Source organism: Streptomyces sp. NPDC019937 (assembly GCF_040631655.1).
Taxonomy (GTDB): Bacteria; Actinomycetota; Actinomycetes; order Streptomycetales; family Streptomycetaceae; genus Streptomyces.
Map to the genome: position 1 here is coordinate 48,233 of NZ_JBEYAL010000037.1, position 24,221 is coordinate 72,453.

At 72.6% G+C, this 24,221-nt stretch carries 21 protein-coding genes and 1 riboswitch; of the genes, 10 read left to right on the plus strand and 11 right to left on the minus strand.

What is annotated here, in order from left to right:
- The first annotated feature begins 215 nt into the window (after positions 1 to 215).
- Positions 216 to 842: an NADAR family protein gene (locus ABZ562_RS31055; RefSeq protein ID WP_361485885.1), complete on the plus strand. Its 627-nt coding sequence runs from the start codon at positions 216 to 218 to the stop codon at positions 840 to 842.
- On the opposite strand, the gene ABZ562_RS31060 is transcribed toward ABZ562_RS31055, so the two are convergent.
- Positions 788 to 1,621 carry a DUF4190 domain-containing protein gene (locus ABZ562_RS31060; protein ID WP_361485887.1) on the minus strand — a complete coding sequence of 278 codons (834 nt, stop codon included), beginning with the start codon at positions 1,619 to 1,621 and terminating at the stop codon, positions 788 to 790. The two genes, ABZ562_RS31055 and ABZ562_RS31060, sit on opposite strands and share 55 nt — an antisense overlap.
- 115 nt (positions 1,622 to 1,736) lie before the next feature.
- Here ABZ562_RS31060 and ABZ562_RS31065 point away from each other — a divergent pair, with 115 nt between their 5' ends.
- Both ABZ562_RS31065 and ABZ562_RS31070 read left to right on the plus strand, forming a co-directional pair.
- Positions 1,737 to 2,759 carry an adenosine deaminase gene (locus tag ABZ562_RS31065; RefSeq protein WP_361485889.1) on the plus strand — a complete coding sequence of 341 codons (1,023 nt, stop codon included), beginning with the start codon at positions 1,737 to 1,739 and terminating at the stop codon, positions 2,757 to 2,759.
- The gene (locus ABZ562_RS31070) at positions 2,756 to 3,445 is read left to right on the plus strand and encodes a glycerophosphodiester phosphodiesterase (protein ID WP_361485891.1); all 690 of its coding nucleotides are present in this window, start codon (positions 2,756 to 2,758) and stop codon (positions 3,443 to 3,445) included. The genes ABZ562_RS31065 and ABZ562_RS31070 overlap by 4 nt, the downstream gene beginning before the upstream one ends.
- Positions 3,446 to 3,466: 21 nt before the next feature.
- Here the strand turns inward: ABZ562_RS31070 and ABZ562_RS31075 are convergent, their stop codons facing one another.
- Entirely contained in the window at positions 3,467 to 4,918 is a 1,452-nt protein-coding gene (locus ABZ562_RS31075) for a gamma-aminobutyraldehyde dehydrogenase (RefSeq protein WP_361485893.1), read from the minus strand.
- Positions 4,919 to 5,095: 177 nt separating this feature from the next.
- On the opposite strand from ABZ562_RS31075, the gene ABZ562_RS31080 reads away from it, so the two are divergent.
- Positions 5,096 to 5,569, plus strand: a complete 474-nt coding sequence (locus tag ABZ562_RS31080; RefSeq protein WP_361485896.1) for an Lrp/AsnC family transcriptional regulator — start codon at positions 5,096 to 5,098, stop codon at positions 5,567 to 5,569.
- A 2-nt stretch (positions 5,570 to 5,571) separates the two neighbouring features.
- Positions 5,572 to 6,933, plus strand: a complete 1,362-nt coding sequence (locus tag ABZ562_RS31085; protein WP_361485898.1) for an aspartate aminotransferase family protein — start codon at positions 5,572 to 5,574, stop codon at positions 6,931 to 6,933.
- Between the two features lie 196 nt (positions 6,934 to 7,129).
- Here ABZ562_RS31085 and ABZ562_RS31090 read toward each other — a convergent pair whose 3' ends face one another.
- Positions 7,130 to 8,569: a PucR family transcriptional regulator gene (locus tag ABZ562_RS31090; RefSeq protein ID WP_361485901.1), complete on the minus strand. Its 1,440-nt coding sequence runs from the start codon at positions 8,567 to 8,569 to the stop codon at positions 7,130 to 7,132.
- A gap of 109 nt (positions 8,570 to 8,678) precedes the next feature.
- On the opposite strand from ABZ562_RS31090, the gene ABZ562_RS31095 reads away from it, so the two are divergent.
- The 5 genes from ABZ562_RS31095 (at position 8,679) to ABZ562_RS31115 (ending at position 15,310) form a co-directional block, all read left to right on the plus strand.
- Positions 8,679 to 10,127 (plus strand): sodium:solute symporter, encoded by a 1,449-nt coding sequence (locus ABZ562_RS31095; protein ID WP_361485903.1) that lies wholly within the window; start codon positions 8,679 to 8,681, stop codon positions 10,125 to 10,127.
- A 264-nt stretch (positions 10,128 to 10,391) separates the two neighbouring features.
- Complete coding sequence (locus ABZ562_RS31100) at positions 10,392 to 12,053, plus strand: thiamine pyrophosphate-binding protein (RefSeq protein ID WP_361485905.1); 1,662 nt, start codon at positions 10,392 to 10,394, stop codon at positions 12,051 to 12,053.
- Positions 12,054 to 12,196: 143 nt separating this feature from the next.
- The gene (locus ABZ562_RS31105; RefSeq protein WP_361485908.1) at positions 12,197 to 12,925 is read left to right on the plus strand and encodes an ATP-binding cassette domain-containing protein; all 729 of its coding nucleotides are present in this window, start codon (positions 12,197 to 12,199) and stop codon (positions 12,923 to 12,925) included.
- The gene (locus ABZ562_RS31110) at positions 12,907 to 14,142 is read left to right on the plus strand and encodes a hypothetical protein (protein WP_361485911.1); all 1,236 of its coding nucleotides are present in this window, start codon (positions 12,907 to 12,909) and stop codon (positions 14,140 to 14,142) included. Before ABZ562_RS31105 ends, ABZ562_RS31110 begins: the two co-directional genes overlap by 19 nt.
- A 34-nt stretch (positions 14,143 to 14,176) precedes the next feature.
- Positions 14,177 to 15,310, plus strand: coding sequence for an LOG family protein (locus tag ABZ562_RS31115; protein ID WP_361485913.1), 1,134 nt, complete (start codon positions 14,177 to 14,179; stop codon positions 15,308 to 15,310).
- Positions 15,311 to 15,336: 26 nt separating this feature from the next.
- Here the strand turns inward: ABZ562_RS31115 and ABZ562_RS31120 are convergent, their stop codons facing one another.
- From ABZ562_RS31120 to tsf, 8 genes are all read right to left on the minus strand, one after another.
- Positions 15,337 to 16,416: an ABC transporter ATP-binding protein gene (locus ABZ562_RS31120; RefSeq protein WP_361485974.1), complete on the minus strand. Its 1,080-nt coding sequence runs from the start codon at positions 16,414 to 16,416 to the stop codon at positions 15,337 to 15,339.
- A 15-nt stretch (positions 16,417 to 16,431) separates the two neighbouring features.
- On the minus strand, positions 16,432 to 18,045 hold the full coding sequence (locus tag ABZ562_RS31125; protein WP_361485977.1) for an iron ABC transporter permease: 1,614 nt from the start codon (positions 18,043 to 18,045) through the stop codon (positions 16,432 to 16,434).
- Between the two features lie 56 nt (positions 18,046 to 18,101).
- Positions 18,102 to 19,175, minus strand: a complete 1,074-nt coding sequence (locus ABZ562_RS31130) for a thiamine ABC transporter substrate-binding protein (protein WP_361485915.1) — start codon at positions 19,173 to 19,175, stop codon at positions 18,102 to 18,104.
- Positions 19,170 to 19,273, minus strand: a riboswitch (TPP riboswitch). Its footprint overlaps the gene before it by 6 nt.
- Before the next feature lie 65 nt (positions 19,274 to 19,338).
- The gene (gene rlmN / locus ABZ562_RS31135) at positions 19,339 to 20,445 is read right to left on the minus strand and encodes a 23S rRNA (adenine(2503)-C(2))-methyltransferase RlmN (protein WP_055556773.1); all 1,107 of its coding nucleotides are present in this window, start codon (positions 20,443 to 20,445) and stop codon (positions 19,339 to 19,341) included.
- Positions 20,446 to 20,528: 83 nt separating this feature from the next.
- Entirely contained in the window at positions 20,529 to 21,704 is a 1,176-nt protein-coding gene (locus ABZ562_RS31140; RefSeq protein WP_361485918.1) for a phosphatidate cytidylyltransferase, read from the minus strand.
- On the minus strand, positions 21,704 to 22,261 hold the full coding sequence (frr, locus tag ABZ562_RS31145; RefSeq protein WP_009714720.1) for a ribosome recycling factor: 558 nt from the start codon (positions 22,259 to 22,261) through the stop codon (positions 21,704 to 21,706). The genes ABZ562_RS31140 and frr overlap by 1 nt, the downstream gene beginning before the upstream one ends.
- Positions 22,262 to 22,365: 104 nt before the next feature.
- Positions 22,366 to 23,145 carry a UMP kinase gene (gene pyrH, locus ABZ562_RS31150; protein ID WP_055557951.1) on the minus strand — a complete coding sequence of 260 codons (780 nt, stop codon included), beginning with the start codon at positions 23,143 to 23,145 and terminating at the stop codon, positions 22,366 to 22,368.
- 151 nt (positions 23,146 to 23,296) lie between these two features.
- Positions 23,297 to 24,133, minus strand: coding sequence for a translation elongation factor Ts (gene tsf, locus ABZ562_RS31155; RefSeq protein WP_361485922.1), 837 nt, complete (start codon positions 24,131 to 24,133; stop codon positions 23,297 to 23,299).
- Positions 24,134 to 24,221 lie beyond the last annotated feature (88 nt).

A 24,221-nucleotide genomic window follows, 5' to 3' on the forward strand; every position in this document is an offset into this window, starting at 1 on the left:
CATCGCCTGATCTCCTCCGCCGGACCACCCTCCCAGAGGGAAGGCGGCGTAGCTCCAACCGGAATCGGAGGCTGATCCTGGCAGAGCTCCCCCACTTCAACAAGGGATTCCGTTGTTGCTTTTTGGTTTCTCGACGGATTCGGTGACGACGCCCCCGAGGGTGACCGGCCTCGGATCCCGGTGCGCTGTCAGTGGCCGGTGCGAGAATCCGGGGCATGGAAACGAACGGGGTGACGGTACCGGCCGAGCCGGACGGCGGCCCGCACTCGGTCGAGGAGGTGGTCGACCGGACCGCGCGCGGCGAGACCTTCGAATACGTGCACTTCTGGGGCCATCGGCCGCGGTGCGACGGTGGCGTGGGCGCGGAGTGCTTCAGCCAGTGGTGGCCCGCGCCGTTCGAGGTGGCCGGCATCACCTACCCGACCGCCGAGCACTGGATGATGGCCGGGAAGGCGCGGCTGTTCGGCGATGCGGACGCCGAGCGGCGGGCGCTGACCGCCTCGCACCCCAAGCAGGCCAAGGACTCGGGGCGTTCGGTGCGCGGTTTCGACGAGGCGCGGTGGCGGGCACACCGCTTCAGGCTGGTCGTCGAGGGCAGTGTGCACAAGTTCGGGCAGCACCCGCCGCTGCGCGACTATCTGCTGGGGACCAACTCCCGGGTGCTGGTGGAGGCCAGCCCGGCGGACCGCATATGGGGCATCGGACTGGCGTCGGACGACGAGCGGGCGGCGGATCCGATCCGCTGGCGGGGCCTCAATCTGCTGGGGTTCGCGCTGATGGAGGCGCGTCAGCGGCTCATATCGGCGGACGGGACCACCCGCACCACCGCCATGTCCGCGTAGCCGGAGTCGTCGGAGTCGCCCGAGCTGTCGTGGTTCGCGGCCGCGACATAGACGAAGATCATCGCCACGCCCGCCACCACGGCGGCCGCTCCGAGGATGAGCCCGGCGAGGGCCGAGCCGCCGTTGGTCGCCTCGCCCCGGCCCGCCTTGGCGCGGCCGAGCACCCCGAAGATGATCGCGAGGACGCCGAGGATGATGCCCAGGACGACGCTGGCGAAGAAGACCAGCCCGACGATGCCGAGCACCAGGGCGGCCGTACCGGTGCCGTTGTCCGGCATATGGGTCATACCAGGCTGCCAGCCCTGGCCGTAGCCCGCGCCCGGGTAGGCGCCGCCGGGGTAGGCGGGGTACGCCGTGCCGGGGTAGCCGTAGCCGGGCCCGGCGCCGTACGGGGCCTGGCCGCCGTAGCCCGGCTGGGCATGGCCGCCGGTGCCGTACGGCCCGCCCTGGTACGCGCTCGGGGTGCCCGGCCCGGTCGGGGCGGGCGGCGGCGGGGGCACCGCGCCCGGCAGGGCGCCGCCGGGCAGCGTCGCACCGCCCGGGGGAGGCCCCGGTGCGGCGGGCGGCGGCCCGGGGACGGGAGGCGGCGGGCCCGGCACGGGCGGCGGGGGCGGGGCGGGCGGCCCCGTGGGCAGGGAGGTGAGCGTCTGCTGCTCGGCCACCGAGGGCCGGGACGGCGGCTTGTCCAGGGACGTCCGCGGGGCCGGCGGGGCCCAGGGGTCGTGGTCGCGCGGCTCCGGCTGCCGCTGCTGGTGGTGCTGGTCGGGCTGGTCGGCCATGTATCTCCCCCACAGCGATGTCCGCCCATGCTACGGCCTGCGAACACCGCCCCGTGCCCGGCGCATCTACGATGACCGGAGCCCGCCGCCGGCGGCCGTCACCCGGAGGTTCTCGTTGACCGATCTCACCGCCTTCATCGCCGGACTGCCCAAGGCGGAGCTGCATGTCCACCACGTCGGCTCGGCGTCCCCGCGCATCGTGGCCGAGCTGGCCGCCCGCCATCCGGACTCCAAGGTGCCCACCGATCCGGAGGCGCTGGCGGACTACTTCGTCTTCCGTGACTTCGCCCACTTCATCGACGTCTACCTCTCCGTGGTGGACCTGATCCGCGACGCCGAGGACGTGCGGCTGCTCACCTACGAGATCGCCCGCGACATGGCCCGGCAGAACATCCGCTACGCCGAGCTGACCGTCACCCCCTACAGCTCGACCCGGCGCGGCATCCCGGACACCGCGTTCACCGAGGCGATCGAGGACGCCCGCAAGGCCGCCGAGGCCGAGTTCGGCACCGTGCTGCGCTGGTGCTTCGACATCCCCGGCGAGGCCGGGCTGCAGTCCGCCGAGGAGACCGCCCGCATCGCCTGCGACCTGCGCCCCGAGGGGCTGGTCTCCTTCGGCCTCGGCGGCCCCGAGATCGGTGTGCCGCGCCCGCAGTTCAAGCCGTACTTCGACCGCGCCATAGCCGCCGGGCTGCACAGCGTTCCGCACGCGGGCGAGACCACCGGGCCGCAGACGGTCTGGGACGCCCTCACCGAGCTGCGCGCCGAGCGGATCGGCCACGGGACCAGCGCCGTCCAGGACCCGAAGCTGCTCGCCCATCTCGCGGAGCACCGCATTCCGTTGGAGGTCTGCCCGACCTCCAACATCGCCACCCGCGCGGTCGCCACCCTCGACGAGCACCCGGTCAAGCGGATGGTCGAGGCCGGGGTGCTGGTCACCATCAACAGCGACGACCCGCCGATGTTCGGCACCGACCTCAACACCGAGTACGCGGTCGCCGCCCGGCTGCTCGACCTGGACGCGGCGGGTGTCGCGGCCCTCGCGAAGAACGCCGTCGAGGCGTCCTTCCTGGACGCGCCGGGCAAGGCGCGGCTGGCCGCCGAGATCGACGCGTACACGGCGGTCGCGGGCGGATGACGGCGGTGGGCGCGGCCTTCATCCCGGTCGGCCACCGCGGCGATCCGTACACCCACCGCGAGAACACCCTGGCGTCGGTCGGCTCGGCGGTGCGCGCGGGGGCGGGCGCCGTGGAGATCGACGTACGGCTGACCCGAGACGGCGTCCCGGTCCTCCTCCACGACGCCACCCTCAAGCGGCTGTGGGGGCACGACCGGCCGCTGTCCGCGCTGACCGCCGAGGAGGTGCGGCGGCTGTCCGGCGGGGGCATCCCCACGCTGCGCGAGGCGCTCGCCGCGACCGGCGGGGCCCGGCTGCTGATCGACCTGCCCGACGCGTCGGCCGCCCTCGCGGCCGTCGCCGAGGTGCGCGAGGCCGGGGCCGCGGACCGGGTGTACTACTGCGGCGGGCTGTCCGCGCTGCACCGCGTGCGCCGCGCGGACCCCGGCGCGGAGATCTCCCTGACCTGGACGACCCTCGCGCCGCCCCGGCCCACCCTGCTGGCCGATCTGCGGCCGCGCTGGCTCAACTACCGCTTCGGCCTGGTCTCCCCCGCCCTCGTCGCACGCGCCCACGCCGACGGTCTGCTGGTCTCCGCCTGGACCGCCGACACCCGCCGCTCGATGGCGCGGCTGCTGCGGGCGGGTGCCGACGCGATCACCACGAACCGCATCGGCACCCTCTGCGCCCTGCTCAGCCGCCGCTGACCCGAAGGCCCTTGGCAGGCATCACCCCAGCGACGTCATCACGTGCTTGATGCGGGTGTAGTCCTCGAAGCCGTACGCCGACAGGTCCTTGCCGTAACCGGACTTCTTGAATCCGCCGTGCGGCATCTCCGCGACCAGCGGGATGTGGGTGTTGATCCAGACGCAGCCGAAGTCCAGGGCCTTGGACATCCGCATCGCGCGGCCGTGGTCCTTGGTCCACACCGACGAGGCGAGCGCGTACTCCACGCCGTTGGCGTACTGGACCGCCTGGGCCTCGTCGGAGAACGACTGGACGGTGATGACCGGGCCGAAGACCTCGTGCTGGACGATCTCGTCGTCCTGCTTGAGCCCGGAGACCACGGTCGGCGCGTAGAAGAAGCCCTTCTCGCCGACCCGGTGACCGCCCGCCTCGACCTTGGCGTGCGCGGGCAGCCGCTCGATGAAGCCGCTGACCTGGGCCAGCTGGTTGGCGTTGTTGAGCGGGCCGAAGAGCACGTCCTCGTCGTCCGGGGCGCCGGTCTTGGTGTCCGCGGCGGCCTTGGCCAGCGCGGTCACGAACTCGTCGTGGATCGACTCGTGGACGAGCACGCGGGTGGCCGCCGTACAGTCCTGGCCCGCGTTGAAGAAGCCCGCGACCGAGATGTCCTCGACGGCCTTGGCGATGTCGCTGTCCTCGAAGACCACGACCGGCGCCTTGCCGCCCAGCTCCAGATGGACCCGCTTGAGGTCCTTCGACGCGCTCTCCGCGACCTGCATACCGGCCCGCACCGAACCGGTGATGGACGCCATGGCGGGCACGTCGTGCTCGACCATCAGCCGCCCGGTGTCACGGTCGCCGCAGATGACGTTGAAGACGCCCTGCGGATGGCCCAGTTCCGCCAGCACCCCGCCGATGATCTCGGCGAAGAGCACGGTGGAGGCCGGGGTGGTGTCGGAGGGCTTGATGACGACCGTGTTGCCCGCCGCCAGCGCCGGCGCGAACTTCCACACGGCCATCATCATCGGGTAGTTCCACGGCGCGACCTGCGCGCACACCCCGATCGGCTCACGGCGGATGATGGAGGTCAGCCCCTCCATGTACTCACCGGCCGAACGGCCCTCCAGCATCCGCGCCGCGCCCGCGAAGAAACGGATCTGGTCGATCATCGGCGGGATCTCCTCGTCCCGCGTGAGCCCGATCGGCTTGCCGGTGTTCTCCGACTCGACCGCGATCAGCTCTTCCGCCCGCGCCTCGAAGGCGTCGGCGATCTTCAGCAGGACCTTCTGCCGCTCGCCGGGCACCAGGTCCCGCCAGGCCGGGAACGCGGCCGCGGCCGCGTTCATCGCCGCGTCCACGTCCGCCGCTCCGGACAGTGGCGCCGTGGCGTACGGCTCGCCCGTGGCCGGGTTGACCACCTCCGTGGTGCGCCCGTCCGCGGCGTCCCGGAACTCCCCGTCGATGTAGTTGCGCAAACGACGCAGCTCGGTGGTCACGTACGACCCCTCCTGTCGGCTGTCCGATGGGTGAGACACCACCCTAGTCGCGAGGACGACGCTTTCAACATACCCGCCACACCAGAACAACGGAATCAGTGATTTGAAACCCTTCGAACAACGGAATTCATTGATCGAGGGTTGTCAGACCGTCGAGGCTCGTGCACAGTGAGGGTCGTGGCCACACCTGACAAGAACGGCACGCCGTCGATCGACTCCGTATCCCTGGCGATCATCGAACAGCTCCAGGAGGACGGCCGGCGTCCGTACGCCGCCATCGGCAAGGCCGTGGGCCTGTCCGAGGCGGCCGTACGGCAGCGGGTGCAGAAGCTGCTCGACCAGGGCGCGATGCAGATCGTCGCCGTCACCGACCCCCTCACCGTGGGGTTCCGGCGCCAGGCGATGATCGGGGTCAACGTCGAGGGCGATCTCGACCCGGTCGCGGACGCGCTGACCGCCATGGACGAGGTCGAGTACGTGGTCGTCACCGCGGGTTCCTTCGATCTCCTCATCGAGATCGTCTGCGAGGACGACGACCACCTCCTCGAAACGATCAACAAGCGGATCCGGACGCTGCCCGGCGTGCGCTCCACCGAGAGCTTCGTCTACCTCAAGCTCCGTAAGCAGACCTACACCTGGGGAACGAGATAGCCATGAGCGCGGACCTCTCCAAGACGGCGTACGACCACCTGTGGATGCACTTCACCCGCATGTCGTCGTACGAGAACGCCCCCGTGCCGACGATCGTGCGCGGCGAGGGCACGTACATCTACGACGATCAGGGCAAGCGCTACATCGACGGCCTGGCCGGGCTGTTCGTGGTGCAGGCCGGGCACGGGCGCGTCGAACTCGCGGAGACCGCGTACAAGCAGGCGCAGGAGCTGGCCTTCTTCCCGGTGTGGAGCTACGCCCACCCCAAGGCCGTCGAACTGGCCGAGCGCCTGGCCGGTTACGCGCCCGGCGACCTCAACAAGGTCTTCTTCACCACCGGCGGCGGCGAAGCGGTCGAGACCGCCTGGAAGCTGGCCAAGCAGTACTTCAAGCTGACCGGCAAGCCCACCAAGCACAAGGTCATATCCCGCGCCGTGGCCTACCACGGCACCCCCCAGGGCGCCCTGTCGATCACCGGTCTGCCCGGGCTCAAGGCCCCCTTCGAGCCGCTGGTCCCCGGCGCGCACAAGGTGCCCAACACCAACATCTACCGGGCGCCGATTTACGGCGACGACCCCGAGGCGTTCGGCCGCTGGTGCGCCGACCAGATCGAACAGCAGATCCTCTTCGAGGGCCCGGACACCGTCGCCGCGGTCTTCCTGGAGCCGGTGCAGAACGCGGGCGGCTGCTTCCCGCCGCCGCCCGGGTACTTCCGGCGGGTGCGCGAGATCTGCGACCAGTACGACGTCCTGCTCGTCTCGGACGAGGTCATCTGCGCCTTCGGGCGGCTGGGCACGATGTTCGCGTGCGACAAGTTCGGCTACGTCCCGGACATGATCACCTGTGCGAAGGGCATGACCTCCGGCTACTCCCCGATCGGCGCGTGCCTGGTCTCCGACCGGCTCGCCGAGCCCTTCTACCGGGACGGCAACACCTTCCTGCACGGCTACACCTTCGGCGGCCACCCCGTCTCGGCCGCGGTGGCCCTCACCAACCTCGACATCTTCGAGCGCGAGGGGCTGAACCGGCACGTGCTGGACACCGAGGCCGCGTTCCGGTCGACCCTGGAGCGGCTGCACGATCTGCCGATCGTCGGCGACGTCCGGGGGAACGGCTTCTTCTACGGCATCGAGCTGGTGAAGGACAAGGCCACGAAGGAGTCCTTCGACGCCGAGGAGACCGAGCGCGTGCTGTACGGCTTCCTCTCCAAGGCGCTGTACGACAACGGCCTCTACTGCCGGGCCGACGACCGCGGCGACCCCGTCGTCCAGCTGGCCCCGCCGCTGATCGCGGACCAGGCGCTGTTCGACGAGATCGAGCAGGTGCTCAGGGGTGTGCTGACGGAGGCGTGGGCGAAGCTCTGACCGGGCGGGGGCCGCGTTTCCCCCACCCGCCCCTTCCCGCCGCCGCGTGGCAGGGCTCCGCCCCTGGCCCCCGGGAGCGGCGCCGTGCCGCCGCCCCGAGCGCCGGCCCCGGCGACATGGGTACGGGCTGTGCCCCGGGCGCGGGGCGCCATGTGGTGAGGGCGGTCGGGTACGTCGGAGGGGGCTTCCGCCGGCGTCAGGTCCACTTGAGGGCGAACCACAACTCCATCCGTACGTCCGCGTCGCCCAGGTCCGCCTCCAGCAGGGCGGCGGTGCGGGCGATGCGCTGGCGGACCGTGTTGCGGTGGATGTCCAGGGCCACCGCCGTACGGTCCCAGCTGCCGTGCAGCGACAGCCACATCCGCAGCGTCTCGCGCAGCGCCGGGGCGTCCTCCAGGGGTGCGAGCCGGGCGCGGCCCAGGGCCTCGGCGTCGGCCGGGTCGACCAGCGAGGCGACCCCGCCCGGCTGCGGAGCGTGCCGTACCACGGGCAGCCGCTCCGCGACCGCCCGGCGCAGTGCGCGGGCCGCGTCGGCGCCGGCGTGTGCCAGCCCGGCGGCGGGCACCGGCGCCCCGGCGCCGAGCGTCCAGCCGGGCTGGGCCCGTACCTCCGCGTCGCCGGGGACGAGGGCGCACAGGTCGTCCCCGTCCAGGTCGACCAGCGGCGTACCGAGCCCGGCGGCGAGCGCCGCCGCGGCCAGCAGCCCCTCGTCGCCGCCCCGGCCGCGGCGGCGCCCGCGCACCACGGTCCACACGTCCGCGCCGCTCAGCAGCGCGGCGACGTCGGCCGGTTCGGCGCCCAGCATCAGCCGCACCAGCGCGGTGCGTTCGGCCCCGGCGTCGGCCGTGCGCCGTCCCGTCAGCAGGGCGAGCAGCACCATGGCCACTCCCACGACCGCGCTCTCCGCCGCATCGCGCCGGGGCGCGCACACTCCGAGGGCGAGCGGCCGCTCCGGCCCGCCGAGGCCGTAGGCGCTCAAGGAAGCCCCGTCCGCCGTGCCGGCGGCCGAGGCCGGGCCCGCCCGCAGCCGGGCGGCCAGCGAGCCGAGCGCGGCGCGCACCTGCGGGGACGGCCGGGGGCCCGCCGCCGCCAGCTCCGCGCCGTCCGGCCCGTACAGCACCGCCCAGCCGCCCAGATGGCGCGCGAGTTGGCGCAGCACGGCCGGTACCGGATGGGGCCGGGCGGCGGCCGCCGCGAGCGACTGCTGCACCTCCGTGATCCGCCGCAGCTCCTGGTGGCGGCGCTCGGCCATCGCGTCCCACACGGCGCTCGCCACAGCTGTGAACGTCGTCTCGCGTGGCACCTCCACCAGCGGCAGCCCGTGCCGGTCGCACGCCTCGGCCAGCGCCCGCGGCACCTCCTGGTGCACCGGCGCGATGCCGAATCCCAGCGCCGTGGCGCCCGCCTCGACCGTGCGGGCCACATAGCGGTCCCAGTACGCGTCCGTCGCCTCCGGGCCGTGCACTCCGGCGCTGAGCAGCAGTTCGCCGCCGAGCAGATACGGAACCGGATCCTCCATCTCGCTCGTGTGCACCAGGTACACCGGCGCCTCGCCGCGCGGCCCGGCGATCTGCCGCAGCCCGAGGCCGGGGTGGTCCAGCAGGACGGCGAGGGGTACGGGCACGGTCGGCGGCATGGCCGTTTCCTCCATCCCGGGATCCACGAGTGGAGGAAACGTACACTTCCCGGCCTCCTCGGCGACACCCTAGGGTCGCGGTCACCGTCCCACCGTGAGGAGCCCCGCCATGACCGCTGTCGACTACACGGTGATCGTCGTCTATCTCGCGGGCATGCTCGCGCTCGGCTGGTGGGGCATGCGCCGCGCCACCTCCACCAGCGACTTCCTGGTCGCGGGCCGCCGTCTGGGCCCGGCCATGTACTCGGGAACGATGGCCGCGATCGTCCTCGGCGGCGCCTCCACCATCGGCGGCGTCGGCCTCGGCTACCAGTACGGGCTCTCGGGCGCCTGGATGGTCCTCACCATCGGCTTCGGCCTGCTCGCGCTGTCCGTCTTCTTCTCGGCGCGCATCGCCCGCCTCAAGGTGTACACGGTCAGCCAGATGCTGGACCTGCGCTACGGCGGATCCTCCGGGCTGATCTCGGGCATCGTCATGTGGGCGTACACCCTCATGCTCGCGGTCACCTCGACCATCGCGTACGCCACCATCTTCGACGTGATCTTCGGTCTCGACCGGGTGGTGGCGATCGTGCTCGGCGGGGCCATCGTGATCTGCTACTCCACGCTCGGCGGCATGTGGTCGATCACGCTCACCGACATGGTGCAGTTCGTCGTGAAGACCGTCGGCGTGCTGCTCCTCCTGCTGCCGATCGCCGTCGTCAAGGCGGGCGGTTTCGCGGCGATGAAGGCCGAACTGCCGGCCGGCTACTTCTCCCCCATGGGCATCGGCGCCCAGACGGTCTTCACCTATGTGCTCATCTACTCCTTCGGCATGCTCATCGGCCAGGACATCTGGCAGCGCGTCTTCACCGCCCGCGACGACAAGGTGGCCCGCCTCGGCGGCACCGCGGCCGGTACGTACTGTCTGGCGTACGCGGTCGCCGGCGCGGTCATCGGCACGGCGGCGAAGGTGCTCTACCCGCATCTCGGCTCCCCCGACGACGCGTTCGCGACGATCGTCAAGGACGCGCTTCCGGTCGGCGTCAAGGGGCTCGTCCTGGCCGCGGCCCTGTCGGCGGTGATGTCGACCTCGTCCGGCGCGCTCATCGCCTGCGCCACGGTCGCGAACAACGACATCTGGGCCCGCCTGCGGGGCCGTCCCGCCACCGCCTCGCACGACGAGGTCGCGGGCAACCGTCTGTTCATCCTCGTCATGGGCCTGACCGTGGTCGGTGTCTCGATCGCGCTGAACAACGTCGTCGAGGCGCTGACGGTCGCCTACAACGTGCTGGTCGGCGGGCTGTTGATGCCGATCCTGGGCGGTCTGCTGTGGAAGCGCGGCACGGGTGCGGGGGCGCTGGCCTCGGTGGCCGTGGGCGGTCTGACGGTGATCGGGCTCATGGTCGGGAAGGGCATCCTCGCCAGCGAGCCCATCTACATCGGCCTGCTGGCCTCGCTCGTGGCGTACGTGGCGGTGAGCCTGGCCACCAAGCCGACGGACGCCGCGGTCCTGGACGCCTGGCACCGCCGCCTGGCCGGCGACCCGGCTCCCGAGCCCACCCCGGCCCACGCCTAGTGCCGCGTCAGTCAAGGTGTGCCCGGTGGCGAGGCGTCCTGGTGCGGTCAGATGCAAGGCGCCGGATCGGCCTCGCGGGGGCACCTCCCGGACGGAGTCCGGGGGCGGGCCTACTCGGTCGATCCGGCAACGCCGCAGATGGCCGTGGCAGGGCGGCGAGCGGGGTGAACCTTGGCTGACGCGGCACTAGGTGCCATGCCAGGCGTCGCGGGCCCGCGAAGGTCCGCCCCGCAGCCACCCCCGCACCCTCAGGAAAGGGCACCCATGCGCACCGCACAGGGCGAGCGCCACGGCGGCGATCTCGTCGTCGAATCCCTCACCGCGCTCGGCGCGACCACCGTCTTCGGGCTCCCCGGGCAGCACGCGCTCGGCGCCTTCGACGCCCTGCGCCGCTCCGGCCTCGGCTACGTAGGGCTGCGCGTGGAGAACAACGCGGGGTTCGCGGCCGACGCCTTCGCCCGCGTCACCGGCACCGTCGCCCCACTGCTGGTGTCCACCGGCCCCGGGGCGCTCATGACGCTGGCGGCGCTGCAGGAGTCGGCCGCGGCGTCCGCGCCGGTGCTGGGGATCGGCAGCCAGGTGCCCACCCCGGGGCTCGGCGGCGGCCGCAAGGGATATCTGCATGAACTGGTCGACCAGAAGGCGTCGTTCCGCGACATCGTCAAGTCCGTCCACACCGTCCGCACGGCCTCGCAGATCCCGTCCGCCCTCGCCGCCGCCTGGGCGTCCGCCCTGGAGGCACCGGCGGGCCCGGTGTGGCTGGAGATACCGCAGGACGTCCTGCTGGCCCCCACCTCCGTACCGCCCGTCACCGCTCTGACGGCCGCACCGCGCCCGCTGCCGCCCCGGCCGGAACTCATGGAGCGGGCCGCGCGGCTCCTGAGCGCGGCCGAGCGCCCCGTGATCCTCGCCGGAGGCGGAGTCGTGCGTGCGGGGGCGTGCGAGGAGCTACGCACGCTGGCCGAGCGTCTGGACGCCCCCGTGGCCACGACGTTCGGCGGGAAGGGCGCGTTCCCCTGGGACCATCCGCTCTCCCTCCGGTCCTGGCTGGAGGACCGGCACACGACCGACCTTCTGGAGGACGCGGACGTCCTGCTCGTCGTCGGCTCCGGGCTCGGTGAACTGTCGTCCAACTACCACACGTTCCGCCCCCGCGGTCAGGTCGTCCAGATCGAGGCCGACCTCGGCAAGCTGGAGTCCAACCACCCCGCGCTCGGCATCCACGCCGACGCGAAGCCCGCCCTGACCGCCCTCGTGAGCACGGTCACCCCCCGTCCCGAGTCGACCGGCGCCGCCACCGCGGCCGCCCTGCTGGCCCGCGTAGGGCAGCGGATCGCGGCGCAGGACCTGGACCTGGAGCAGCAGGTCCTGGGCGCCGTACGGGAGGCCCTGCCCGATGACGCGGCCGGCTTCTGGGACATGACGATCCTCGCGTACTGGGCCTGGTCCGCGTTCGACCCGCGGGCGGGCGCGATGCACTCCGCACAGGGCGCGGGCGGCCTCGGCTACGGGCTGCCCGCCGCGCTGGGGGCCGCCGCCGCGGACCGTACGCGGCGGCGGCCCGTGCTGGCCGTGTCGGGCGACGGCGGGGCCATGTACTCGATCGCCGAACTCGCCACCGCCCGCCAGTACGACCTGCCGGTGACCTGGCTGATCGTGGACGACGGCGGCTACGGGATCCTGCGCGAGTACATGACGGACGCCTTCGGCGAGGCGACGGCCACCGAGCTGGCCCGCCCGGACTTCGTCGCGCTCGCCGAGTCCTTCGGCGTACCGGCCGTACGGACGGCACCCGACCGGCTGCGCACCGATCTGGCGGCGGCGCTGGCCGCGCCGGGCCCCTCGGTCGTCGTGCTCCCCGCCAGGCTGCGCATGTTCGCGCCCACCCACCTCGAAGAACCCGATCGGCCACCGCACCAGGGCTGATCGGAGGAACTGGGCCCGCACCCGGCCGAGCCTCAGGCACCGGCCCCGGCCGGAGTCCTTACCGTGCCAGTGACCCATTGGCTCCGGTCTCGTTCACCCCGTCGGGGGAACGAGTCGATCGCAGGTAAGGCGAGGTGCTCTGGATGGTGGCTCCGCCGGACGACGACGTGCTCCGGGCACGCACCCTGTCGTACGCCCATGACGGCTCGCCCGCCCTCGCCGGTGTCTCCCTCGGCGCCCGCGAGGGCGAGATCCTGGCGGTGACCGGCCCCCGTGGCTGCGGGAAGACCACGCTCCTCAAGTGCCTGTCGGGCCAGTTCGTACCGGAGCACGGCGAGGTGTGGTTCAAGGACACCGCCGTGCACTCCCTCACCCCGCTGAGCCGCGAGCGGCTGTGGCGCGACCACTTCGGCTGGATCGACACCGAGCCGCAGCTCGTGCCGGAGCTGACCGGGTGGGAGAACGCCGCGCTGCCGCTGATGCTGCGCGGCACCGGGCGGCGCGCCGCGAAGAGCGCGGCGTGCGAGTGGCTGGAGCGGCTCGACGTCGCCGAGTGCGCGGGGTCGCGCCCCGGCGCGCTGTTGCAGTCGCAGCGTCAGCGGATCGCGATCGCGCGGGCGCTGGCCCCCACGCCGAGCGTGCTGTTCGCGGACGAGCCCACCGCGCCGCTGCACCGCGCCGACCGCGCCCAGGTGCTGCGGGCGCTCACCTCGGCGGCCCGTACGCACGGCCTCACCGTCGTACTGGCCACCCAGGACCCGGAGGTGGCCACCCTCGCCGACCGCACCGTGACCCTGCTGGACGGCCGCCTGGTGGACCCGGCGGCGTCCCCCGACGCGGAGGGCATCGCGGCGTGCTCAGCCTCCGCCTAGCCCGCGGCTCCCACCCGCTGGTCCTGCTGCGACGGTCGCTGGTGGCCGTCGCGGCGGCGGGCGCGAGCTTTCTGCTGCTGTCCGCCCTGGGGTTCGCGGCGAGCCACCCGGCCGACCCCGACGGGGCGCTCGCGCGGCTGCTGTGGTGCGTCGTCCCGCTGGCCGCGACCGTGCAGCTGGCCAGGTCGGTCGCCCGTGCCGACCCCAGCACCCGGCCGGGCGCCGGGTTCGCCGCGGCCGGGCTCGGCCCGGCCCGGCTGGCGCTGCTGGCGGGCGCCGTGACGGCGACGGCCTGCGCGGCCGGGAGCGCGCTGGCGCTGCTGGCCTTCCTGCATCTGCGCGGCGATGTGGGCGGTTCGTGGCTGCTGTGGGCGGGCAGCGGCGCGGCGGACCGCGCGCTCGGCGGGGACCGGCCGCTGCCGCTGGTCGGGGCGGTCACGCTGGTGGCCGTCGTACCGGTGGTGGCGGGCGCGGCGAGCGCGGCGGGGCTGTGGCCCCGGCAGCCGGGGGCCGGGGCGGAGGCCCGTACGGTACGGCCCGCCCTGCCCACCGTGGCGACCGGCCCGCTCACCCCGCCTCCGCACCGCGCGGCGTCCGCCCTGCCGTGGGGCGTGGCGCTGACCACGGCGGGGCTCGCGCTGGGGGCGTACGCGGGGCGCGGCGCGCATCCGTCCTCCGGCGCCCTGGTGTCGCTGTCCGGGCGGTTCGGCGGCAGCGCGCCCGAGGTGGTGGGCGGCTGGGCGCTGACGGTGGCCGGGCTGATCCTGGCCGGGCCCGGGCTCGTGCACGGCTGCGGCCGGCTGCTGGCAGCGGGCCGGCCGGGCCCGCTGCGGCTGCTGGCGGGGCGGATGCTGCAGCAGGAGGCGGGGCTGATCGGGCGTCCGGTGGGGGTGCTGTGCGCGGTCGCCTCCGGGCTGTACGGAGCGCTGCGGCTGCACGAGGCGGCCCACGGACGCCCCGGCGCCCACTCCTTCGGCCCGCTCACCGACCTGGGCGTGGCCCTGGTCCTGATGTGCGCGTTCACCGCGGTGCTCAACGCGGCGATGGAAGCGCGGAGCGCGCGCCGGCGCACCACGGACGCGCTGCTGCGCCTCGGCGCGTCGGCCCGTCTGCTGCGGGGCGCGGCCGTGACGCGCGGTGTGGCCCTGCTGCTCCTGCTGGCGCCGGTGGTGTGGGGCGTGGCCCAGTTGACGACGATGCCGTTCACCCATCGCTGACCGCACCGGCGTTCGATGTGATTAGCATGACGCCGTGCAGACCGATGACGCAGACACCCCCGCGCCCACCGCACCCGACGTCGAAATAGAGTCCCTGGAGGAGTTCGACCAGGTCGTCGCCCGCGGCACCCTGGCCGGATACCGGGTCCAGTCCGTCGACCTGACGGACCGTACGTCCGCGCTGCTGTCCACCGGCGCCGACCGGGCGGTCTTCCTCGGCTGTCCGATGGAGCCGGAGGCCGCGGCGCGGGTGCGGGCGCGGGGGGCGCTGGTCTTCCCGCCCGTACCGGACCTGCCGTTCAATCCTTACCGCGGCACCCTCTACACGGCGGCCGAGCTGTTCGAGGGCCTGGACGACGGGGTGGACGGATACGCGGGCACGCCGGACGCCCTCGCGTACACCTGGTTCCAGCGCACCAAGGCGGACGGCGACATCTTCTCCTCGATGCTGCGCTCGATCCACGACGACGCGGTCTCCGACGCGCTGGACGAACTGCTCACCGGTGCCCGGGTGGTGGGCGTGATGGGCGGGCACGCGCTGGAGCGCGGCTCCGAGGGGTACGCGGGCGCCGCCCGGCTCGGACAGGCGCTGGCGCGGTCCGGGCTGACGGTCGCGACGGGCGGCGGCCCGGGCGCGATGGAGGCCGCCAACCTGGGCGCCTACACGGCGCCGCTTCCGGACGCGGCTCTGAAGGAGGCGCTGGAACTCCTCGCCCGGGAGCCCTCGTTCCGCCCCTCGGTCGGCGCCTGGGCCGGGGCCGCGTTCACGGTGCGGGAGCGGTGGCCGGACGGCGGCGCGTCGGTCGGGATACCGACCTGGTTCTACGGGCACGAGCCGCCGAACGCCTTCGCCTCGCACATCGCCAAGTACTTCGCCAACGCGACCCGCGAGGACGGGCTGCTGGCCCGCTCGAACGCGGGCGTCGTCTTCCTGCCCGGCGCCGCCGGGACCCTTCAGGAGATCTTCGACAACGCCACGCCGAACTACTACGAGTCGCGCGGTGAGCCGACCCCGATGGTGCTGGTGGACCGCGACCACTGGACGCGCCGTCTGCCCGCCTGGCCGCTGCTCGAAGCGCTCGCTGAGGGGCGGTCGATGAAGGCCCGTATCGCGCTGGTGGACTCGGTGGACGAGGCCCCGGACGCGCTCGCCTCCCTGACGGGCTGAGCGCCTGGCCGACGGGCTGAACTTTCCTACGGCGAGCCGAGCCGGGACGAACCGAGCCGGGGTGAACCGAGCCGGGGCGAACCGAGCACCACCACGTCCGCGGCGTCGAAGGCCGCCCCGACCCGCTCCCCCGCCTCCGGGGCGTCCCGCAGCGCGCAGGACGCCTCCAGGCGGGGGCCCTGGGACGGCTGGAGGATGAGCGCCACATGGTCGCCGCGGAAGGTGCGGGCCGCGACGGTGCAGGGCAGGCCGTCCTCGGGGGCCGTGAGCCGTACCCCGGCCGGGCGGACGAGCAGCCGGACCGGGCCCGGCCGGGAGCCGGGCGGCACGGGCAGCTTGCCCCACACCGTGTCGGCGTTCTCGCCGTGCACGGTCGCCTCGACCACGTTGTCGAAGCCCAGGAAGCGGGCGACGAACTCGTTCGCGGGGTGCTGCCACACCTCCAGCGGGGTGCCGGACTGCGCGATCCTCCCGTCCTCCATGACCACGACCCGGTCGGCGAGCGCGAACGCCTCACCCTGGTCGTGGGTCACGGCGAGGACCGTGGTGCCCAGCCGGGCGAACAGCTCCCGCAGCTCCACCACCAGCCGCTCCCGCAGCCCGCGGTCGAGCTGGCCCAGCGGCTCGTCCAGCATCAGCAGCCGCGGCCGGGGTGCCAGCGCGCGGGCGAGCGCGACGCGCTGCTGCTCACCGCCGGACAGCGAGTCGACCGGCCGCCGCTGCGCGCCGGGCAGTCCGACCAGGTCGAGCAGTTCGGCGACCCGGCGGTCCGCCTCCGCGCGCCCGGTCCCCCGCATCCGCAGCCCGAAGGCGACGTTGCCGCCCACGTCGCGCTGCGGGAAGAGCTGGTGGTCCTGGAACATCAGCCCCACCCCGCGCCGGTGGGTGGGTATGCCGCTCTGGTCGCGGCCCCCGAGCCACACCCGGCCGGAGGCGGCCCCCTGGAGCCCGGCCACCACGCGCAGCAGGGTGGACTTGCCGCTGCCGCTCGGGCCCAGCACACAGACCGTCTCGTGCTCGGCGACCTCCAGGTCGACGGCGTCGAGCGCGTCATGGCGGCCGTAGCGGACCGTCACCTCGTCCAGGCGCAGCAGCGGCGGCGTCATCGGGATTCCCCCCATTCAGAACTCCCCCGAGCGGTCGGTGCGGATGCGCTCCAGGGCCAGCAGGGAGCAGGCGCACACCAGCATCAGGATCGTGCTCAGCGCCATCGCCTGCCCGTAGTTGAGCTGTCCCGCCCGGCCCAGGAAGCGCGCGACGGCCACCGGGAGGGTGGGGAGGTCGGGGCGGGCGATGAACACCGTGGCCCCGAACTCGCCGAGCGATACGGCGAACGCGAAACCCGCCGCGACCGCCAGCGCCCGCCCCACCAGCGGCAGGTCCACCTCCCGCCAGGCGCGCAGCGGGGAGGCGCCGAGCACGGCGGCGGCCTCCCGCAGCCGGTGGTCCACGGCCCGCAGCACGGGCAGCAGGGTGCGCACGACGAAGGGCACGCCCACCAGGGCCTGGGCGAGCGGCACGATGAGCCAGGAGGAGCGCAGGTCCAGCGGGGGTTCGTCGAGCGCGATGAGGAACCCGAAGCCGACGGTGACGGCGGAGGTGCCCAGCGGCAGCATCAGCAGCGCGTCGAAACCCCGGACGAGCCGCCCGGCCCTGCGAGTGAGCGCGGCGGCGGCCAGTCCGCCGACGAGCAGGGCGAAGACGGTGGCGACGGCCGCGTACTGGAGGGAGTTGCCGATGGCGTCCACGGGGGCCACGAAGAAGGTGCCGCCGCTGTCGGCCGCGGATGCGAGCGCCCGGTAGTACGTGAATCCGTAGCCGTCCGGCCCGTGGAGCGAGCGTTCCACCAGCACCACGAGCGGCAGCACGATCAGCAGCGCGACGACGGCCAGCACCCCCGCGAGCAGCCCCCACTGCGCCGGGCCCTGGGGGCGGCGCGCGGTCCGGGCGGCGTCGACGAGCCTCAGGGCCCCCTCCCGGCGGCGCACGGTCCAGGCGTGCAGGGCGAGGATGGCCGCGACCGCCGCGAACTGGACGAGGGTCAGTACCGCGGCCGTCGGCAGGTCGAGCAGCTGCGCGGTCTCCCGGTAGATGGCCACCTCCAGGGTGGCGTAGCGCGGGCCGCCGAGGATCTGGATCACGCCGAAGGAGGTGAACGTGAACAGGAAGACCATCAGCGCGGCGGCGGCCACGGCGGGGCCCAGCGCGGGCAGGGTGACCCGGCGCCAGGCCGCGAGGCGGCTCGCGCCGAGCACCCGGGCGGCCTCCTCCTGACGCGGGTCGAGCTGCGCCCACAGCCCGCCGACGGTGCGGACCACCACCGCGTAGTTGAAGAAGACATGGGCCAGCAGGATCGCCCAGACGCTGGTGTCGAGCCGTATCCCCCACAGCTCGTCCAGCAGCCCGCCGCGCCCGAGCAGCCCCAGGAACGCCGATCCGGCGACCACGGTCGGCAGCACGAACGGCACGGTCACCACGGCGCGCAGCAGCCCCTTGCCGGGGAAGGCGAAGCGGGCGAAGACGTACGCGCCGGGCAGCGCGACCGCCAGCGTCAGCCCGGTCGAGGCGGCCGCCTGCCAGCCGGTGAACCACAGGGTGTGCAGGACGGACGGGTCGCCCAGCACCTCGGGTATCCGCCCGAGCCGCCACCGGCCGCCCGTGCGCAGCCCTCGGGTGACGATCGCGGCCACCGGATACGCGAAGAAGACGGCGAAGAAGGCGAGCGGCACGGCCATCAGGGCGAGCCGCAGGGCGGCGCCGCGCGGCCCGCCGCGGCCGGCCGCGGCGGGCTTCACAGAACGAGCGAGGACCATGCCTTGACCCACGGCTCACGGTTCTCGGCGATCTTCCGCGGCGGCAGGGTGGCCGAGTCGGCGACCTTGACCCCGTACCGGGTGAAGACCTCCGGCAGCTTGGCGTCCTCGCGCACCGGATTGACGTACATGTTCAGCGGTACGTCCTCCTGGAAGCGCTTGGTCAGCAGGAAGTCCAGCAGCGCCTTGCCGCCCTTGGTGTTGCCCCCGCCCTTCAGCAGCCCGGCGAACTCCGTCTGCCGGAAGCAGGTCCCTTCCGCCACCCCGGTCGGGGCCTTGGCGGGCTTCGACTTCGCGTCCGCCACCTCGGCGGGCGGGCTGGAGGCGTACGAGACGACGAGCGGCTTGTCGCCCTTGGCGCCACCCGCCGAGCCGGAGAAGCGGTCGTAGTACGCCTGCTCCCAGCCGTCGACCACCTCGACGCCGTTGGCCCGCAGCTTCTTCCAGTAGTCCCGCCAGCCGTGGTCGCCGTAGCGGGCGGCGGTGCCGAGCAGGAAGGCGAGGCCGGGGGAGGAGGTGGCGGCGTTCTCGGTGACCAGCAGGTTCTTGTACGCGGGCTTGGTCAGGTCGGCGAACGTCCTGGGCGGCGCGAGCTTCTCGCGTGCGAACCAGGCGCGGTCGTAGTTGACGCAGATGTCGCCGTAGTCGACCGGTGTGACGCGGTTCTTCGCCCGGTCGGGCTGGAAGGCCGCGGGGACCTTGTCCAGCCCCTTCGCCTCGTACGGCGTGAACAGGTCGTTGTCCAGCGCGCGGGAGAGCAGGGTGTTGTCGACGCCGAAGAACACATCGCCCTGCGGATGGTCCTTGGACAGGATCGCCTGGTTGACGGCGGCCCCCGCGTCACCACCGGCCTGCACCCGCACCTTGTAGCCGGTCTCGCGTGTGAACTCCTTGAGGACCGCCTTGGACGCCGCGAACGAGTCGTGCGAGACCAGGGTGACGGTCTTGGAGTCCTTGCCGTCCGCCGCGCCCCCACCGCAGCCCGCGAGGACGCCGGCGCCGAGAGAGGCCACGAGGGCGGCGGTGACGGCACGCCGAAGATGGCTGTTCATGCTGGGCTGACTCCCTACGCCGGTATGACCCGGATCAGGTTGGAGGGTCTGCGGCCGGGCCGCACTCTCAGCGCTCTCGCGCTCCCCTGTCGGAATGTTCATTTGTGCGTCGTCGCGGGATGGTTGTACGACGGTGGTGCGAAGGCACCGTATCAGCCGGTGGTCAGCGCTCCGTGGCCGCCAGCTGGCCGCACGCCCCGTCGATCTCCTGCCCCCGGGTGTCCCGGACGGTCACCGGCACCCCGTGCGCCTCCAGCGCCGCCACGAACGCCTTCTCGTCCTCGGGCCGGGACGCCGTCCACTTGGAGCCGGGCGTCGGGTTGAGCGGGATGAGGTTGACGTGCACCCGATGGCCCTTGAGCAGCCTGCCGAGCAGATCGGCGCGCCACGCCTGGTCGTTGATGTCCTTGATCAGGGCGTACTCGATGGAGATCCGGCGGCCCGACTTCTCCGCGTACTCCCACGCCGCGTCCAGGACCTCGCGCACCTTCCAGCGGGTGTTGACCGGGACGAGGGTGTCGCGCAGCTCGTCGTCGGGCGCGTGCAGGGACACCGCGAGCCGGCACTTGAAGCCCTCGTCGGCGAACCGCAGCATCGCCGGGACCAGCCCCACGGTCGAGACGGTGATCCCGCGCTGGGACAGGCCGAGGCCATCCGGCTCGGGGTCGGTGAGCCGGCGGATGGCGCCGATGACCCGGTTGTAGTTGGCCAGCGGCTCGCCCATGCCCATGAAGACGATGTTGGACAGCCGGGCGGGGCCTCCCGGGATCTCCCCGTCGCGCAGCGCCCGCATGCCGTCGACGATCTGGTGCACGATCTCGGCGGTCGACAGATTGCGGTCCAGACCCGCCTGGCCGGTGGCGCAGAACGGGCAGTTCATGCCGCAGCCCGCCTGGGAGCTGATGCACATGGTGACCCGGTCCGGGTAGCGCATCAGCACGGACTCCACGAGCGTGCCGTCGAAGAGCCGCCACAGGGTCTTGCGGGTGGTGTCGTCGTCGCAGCTGATGTGCCGCACCACGCTCATGAGGTCCGGCAGCAGCTCGGCCGCGAGCTTCTCGCGCGCGGCGGCCGGTACGTCGGTCCACTGGGCGGGGTCGTCGGTGTAGCGGGCGAAGTAGTGACGCGACACCTGACCGGCCCGGAAGGGCTTCTCCCCGAGGGCCGCGACAGCCTCGCGGCGCTCGGCGGGCGTGAGGTCGGCGAGGTGCCGCGGGGGCTTCTTGGCCCCACGCGGCACAGCGAAAGTGAGTTCTCCGGGCTTAGGCATGGCCGTACCAGTGTCGCAGACATGCGGAAGGCCCCGCGCCACGGGCGGTGCGGGGCCTTGAGCGGCAGCGATGCCGTACGGGGTCAGCCGCCGCCCACGAAGATCACCAGCAGCAGCCACACCACGGGGGCGGTGGGCAGCAGCGAGTCGAGCCGGTCCATGATCCCGCCGTGGCCGGGCAGCAGCTTGCCCATGTCCTTGATGCCGAGGTCGCGCTTGATCATGGACTCGCCGAGGTCCCCCAGGGTCGCGCTGACCGCGACGGCCAAGCCGAGGAGCAGCCCCTGCCACCACACGCCGTCCTCGATGAGGTACTGCATGCACAGCGCCCCCACGACCATCGCGAACGCCACCGCGCCCAGCAGCCCCTCGCGGGTCTTGCCGGGGCTGATGCGGGGCGCGAGGGGATGCTTGCCGAAGCGCCAGCCGACCGCGTACGCGCCGGTGTCGCTGACCACCGTCAGCGACAGGAAGGTCAGCACCCGCTGCGCGCCGTCGGGCGCGGCCAGCATGAGCGCCACGAAGGTGGCGAGGAACGGCACGTAGAAGGCGGCGAAGACGCCCGCGGTGACATCTCTGAGGTAGTTGTCGGGTGGCTCGGTCATCCGCCACACGAGCACGGCGAGCGCCGTGAGCGACACCGCCACCCATGCGCCCTGCGCCCCGCGGACATAGCCCGCGACGACCATGGCGACGCCGCCGACGGCGAGCGGCACCAGAGGGACCCGGATGTCCTTCCGCTCGGCCAGCCGGGAGGTCAGCTCCCACAGCCCGACGACCACGGCGACCGCTATCACGCCGATGAACACGGGCTTGTAGATGAAGAGCGAGGCGATGATGATCACGCCGAGCCCGACGCCCACCCCTATCGCGGCCCGCAGATCGCGGCCCGCGCTCTTCTTCTTCGCACCCTGATCGCCGCCACCGCCGGGCGCGCTGCCCGCGGACTCGGGGCCGGAAGCGGGGGGTGCCGGCGGCTGCCCGGGGGGCTGCCGGGGTCCGGGCCGCGGCTCCTGCTCATCGCGGAACAAGGGGCCGCCCGGCCGGGCGGCCCCCCGGTCACGGCCGGCGGCGTCGCCGGGGTCGCCGCCTGCGTGCGGCACGGTGGGCATGGGGCGAGTCTGCGCCGCTTCGGCCACCTCGTGCGCGGGACCCGCCGAAGAAGGGGGCACCTCCCAGCCGTAGCCGGGGGAGGTGCCCTGATCAGTCGGTCCCCAGAGTCCGGCGCGTGGTGGGGCCCCCCAGGAAGAGTCGTTCATCAGACCTCGAGCAGCTCGGCTTCCTTGTGCTTGAGCAGCTCATCCACCTGCGCGACGTACTTCGCGGTGAGGTCGTCGAGCTCCTTCTCCGCACGCCGGCCCTCGTCCTCGCCGACCTCGCCGTCCTTGATCAGCTTGTCGATCGACTCCTTGGCCTTGCGCCGGATGCTGCGGATCGAGATCTTCGCGTCCTCGCCCTTGCCCTTGGCGACCTTGATGAACTCCTTGCGGCGCTGCTCGGTCAGCTCGGGGAACACCACTCGGATGATGTTGCCGTCGTTGCTGGGGTTGACGCCCAGGTCCGAGTCGCGGATCGCCTGCTCGATGTTGCGCAGCGCGCTCTTGTCGAACGGGGTGATCACGGCCATGCGCGGCTCGGGCACCGAGAACGACGCGAGCTGGTTGATCGGCGTCAGCGCACCGTAGTAGTCCGCCACGATCTTGTTGAACATCGCCGGATGCGCACGCCCGGTGCGGATCGCCGCGAAGTCCTCCTTGGCGACCACAACGGCCTTCTCCATCTTCTCCTCGGCCTCGAGGAGGATTTCTTCGATCACCACTTGCTCCTGGTGTTATCCGTAAGCAGAGCCTCGCCCCTGCGTGCGTCTTCTCCTGCACGGTGTCCGACCGGCAGGCCGTTGTCCATCCCCCGAACGAGCCGTCAGGCCCGTGAGTCCTGGTCACTCACGAGCGTGCCGATCTTCTCACCCTTCACCGCGCGCGCGATATTTCCTTCGGCGGTCAGCTCGAAAACCAGGATCGGCAGCTTGTTGTCCCGGCAGAGGGTGATCGCGGTGGCGTCGGCGACCTTGAGGTCCCGGGTGATCACCTCGCCGTACTCCAGAGCGTCGAACTTGACCGCGTCCGGGTTGCGCTTGGGGTCGGAGTCGTAGACCCCGTCCACCCCGTTCTTACCCATGAGCAGCGCCTCGGCGTCGATCTCCAGGGCACGCTGGGCGGCGGTGGTGTCCGTGGAGAAGTACGGCATGCCCATGCCCGCACCGAAGATCACCACGCGCCCCTTCTCCAGGTGGCGCACCGCGCGCAGCGGAATGTACGGCTCCGCGACCTGGCCCATGGTGATGGCGGTCTGGACGCGGGAGTCGATGCCCTCCTTCTCCAGGAAGTCCTGGAGGGCGAGGCAGTTCATGACGGTGCCGAGCATGCCCATGTAGTCCGAGCGCGCCCGGTCCATGCCGCGCTGCTGCAGCTCCGCCCCGCGGAAGAAGTTGCCGCCACCGATCACGATGGCGATCTCGGCGCCGTCCCGCACCACGGCGGCGACCTCGCGGGCGATGGCGTGCACGACATCGGGGTCGACCCCGAGTCCCCCGCCCCCGGCGAACGCCTCGCCGGACAGCTTCAGCAGGAAACGGCCGTGTCGTACTGGACCGTCCGCGTTCTTGTCGGCGGCCTGTTTGGCGTCCGCGCCGTGATTCATTGGAGATCTCCTCGTGCACATACGAAGAAGGCCACTGCCGGGTCCTGGTACGACCTCTGCGGCAATGGCCTCCTCGTCACATCTGCGGCCGACCGGTTGACGGTTGGCTGCCTACGACCCTATCGGTGTCGCCGGTGTTTCGCTGCTCGGCTCAGACGCCGACGCGGAAACGGGCGAAGCGGGTCAGGGAGACGCCGGCCTCGTCCAGGACCTTCTGGACGCTCTTCTTGTTGTCCTTGGCGAACGCCTGGTCCACCAGGACGTTCTCCTTGAAGAAGCCGGTGACGCGACCTTCGATGATCTTCGGCAGGGCGGCCTCGGGCTTGCCCTCCTCGCGAGCGGTGGCCTCGGCGACGCGACGCTCGTTCTCGACCGTCTCGGCCGGGATCTCGTCACGGCTCAGGAACTTCGGCGCGAAGGCCGCGACGTGCTGCGCGACGTCCTTGGCGACCTCGGCGTTCTCCTTGTCCAGCTCGACCAGGACGCCGACCTGCGGCGGCAGGTCCGGGCTGGTGCGGTGCATGTACGCGGCGACGTAGCCGCCGGAGAACTGCGCGAAACGGTCGAGGACGATCTTCTCGCCGAGGGTCGCGTTGGCCTCGTCCACGAACGCCTGGACGGTCTTGCCGGCCTCGATCTCGGAGGCGAGCAGGGCCTCCAGGTCGGCCGGAGCGGTCTTGGCGACGTGGGCGGCGATGGCGTCGGCGACGGCGACGAACTTGTCGCCCTTGGCCACGAAGTCGGTCTCGCACTTCAGCTCGACCAGCACGCCGGAGGTGTTGTCGTCGGCGATGAGGGAGACGACGGCACCGTTCTCGGCGCTGCGGCTCTCGCGCTTGGCCACGCCCTTCTGGCCCTTGACGCGAAGGATCTCGACGGCCTTGTCGACGCTGCCCTCGGCCTCGTCCAGCGCCTTCTTGCAGTCCATCATGCCGGCGCCGGTGAGCTCGCGGAGCTTCTTGACGTCAGCGGCGGTGAAGTTCGCCATGATCTGTGAATCTCTTCTCGAAAGTCGAAAGCTCTACGGGTGAACGACGGGGGCGGCGCCATCGCACCGTCCCCCGCCGTTGTACACC

What these genes read in the sequence shown, in the direction of transcription:
- ABZ562_RS31130 (WP_361485915.1), bottom strand. Translation starts at nt 19,175, where the DNA reads ATGAACAGCCATCTTCGGCGTGCCGTCACCGCCGCCCTCGTGGCCTCT.
- ABZ562_RS31140 (WP_361485918.1), bottom strand. Translation starts at nt 21,704, where the DNA reads ATGAACGACTCTTCCTGGGGGGCCCCACCACGCGCCGGACTCTGGGGA.
- tsf (WP_361485922.1), bottom strand. Translation starts at nt 24,133, where the DNA reads ATGGCGAACTTCACCGCCGCTGACGTCAAGAAGCTCCGCGAGCTCACC.
- rlmN (WP_055556773.1), bottom strand. Translation starts at nt 20,445, where the DNA reads ATGCCTAAGCCCGGAGAACTCACTTTCGCTGTGCCGCGTGGGGCCAAG.
- ABZ562_RS31105 (WP_361485908.1), top strand. Translation starts at nt 12,197, where the DNA reads ATGGTGGCTCCGCCGGACGACGACGTGCTCCGGGCACGCACCCTGTCG.
- ABZ562_RS31055 (WP_361485885.1), top strand. Translation starts at nt 216, where the DNA reads ATGGAAACGAACGGGGTGACGGTACCGGCCGAGCCGGACGGCGGCCCG.
- ABZ562_RS31095 (WP_361485903.1), top strand. Translation starts at nt 8,679, where the DNA reads ATGACCGCTGTCGACTACACGGTGATCGTCGTCTATCTCGCGGGCATG.
- ABZ562_RS31085 (WP_361485898.1), top strand. Translation starts at nt 5,572, where the DNA reads ATGAGCGCGGACCTCTCCAAGACGGCGTACGACCACCTGTGGATGCAC.
- ABZ562_RS31090 (WP_361485901.1), bottom strand. Translation starts at nt 8,569, where the DNA reads ATGCCGCCGACCGTGCCCGTACCCCTCGCCGTCCTGCTGGACCACCCC.
- ABZ562_RS31060 (WP_361485887.1), bottom strand. Translation starts at nt 1,621, where the DNA reads ATGGCCGACCAGCCCGACCAGCACCACCAGCAGCGGCAGCCGGAGCCG.
- ABZ562_RS31120 (WP_361485974.1), bottom strand. Translation starts at nt 16,416, where the DNA reads ATGACGCCGCCGCTGCTGCGCCTGGACGAGGTGACGGTCCGCTACGGC.
- ABZ562_RS31100 (WP_361485905.1), top strand. Translation starts at nt 10,392, where the DNA reads ATGCGCACCGCACAGGGCGAGCGCCACGGCGGCGATCTCGTCGTCGAA.
- ABZ562_RS31070 (WP_361485891.1), top strand. Translation starts at nt 2,756, where the DNA reads ATGACGGCGGTGGGCGCGGCCTTCATCCCGGTCGGCCACCGCGGCGAT.
- pyrH (WP_055557951.1), bottom strand. Translation starts at nt 23,145, where the DNA reads ATGAATCACGGCGCGGACGCCAAACAGGCCGCCGACAAGAACGCGGAC.
- ABZ562_RS31125 (WP_361485977.1), bottom strand. Translation starts at nt 18,045, where the DNA reads ATGGCCGTGCCGCTCGCCTTCTTCGCCGTCTTCTTCGCGTATCCGGTG.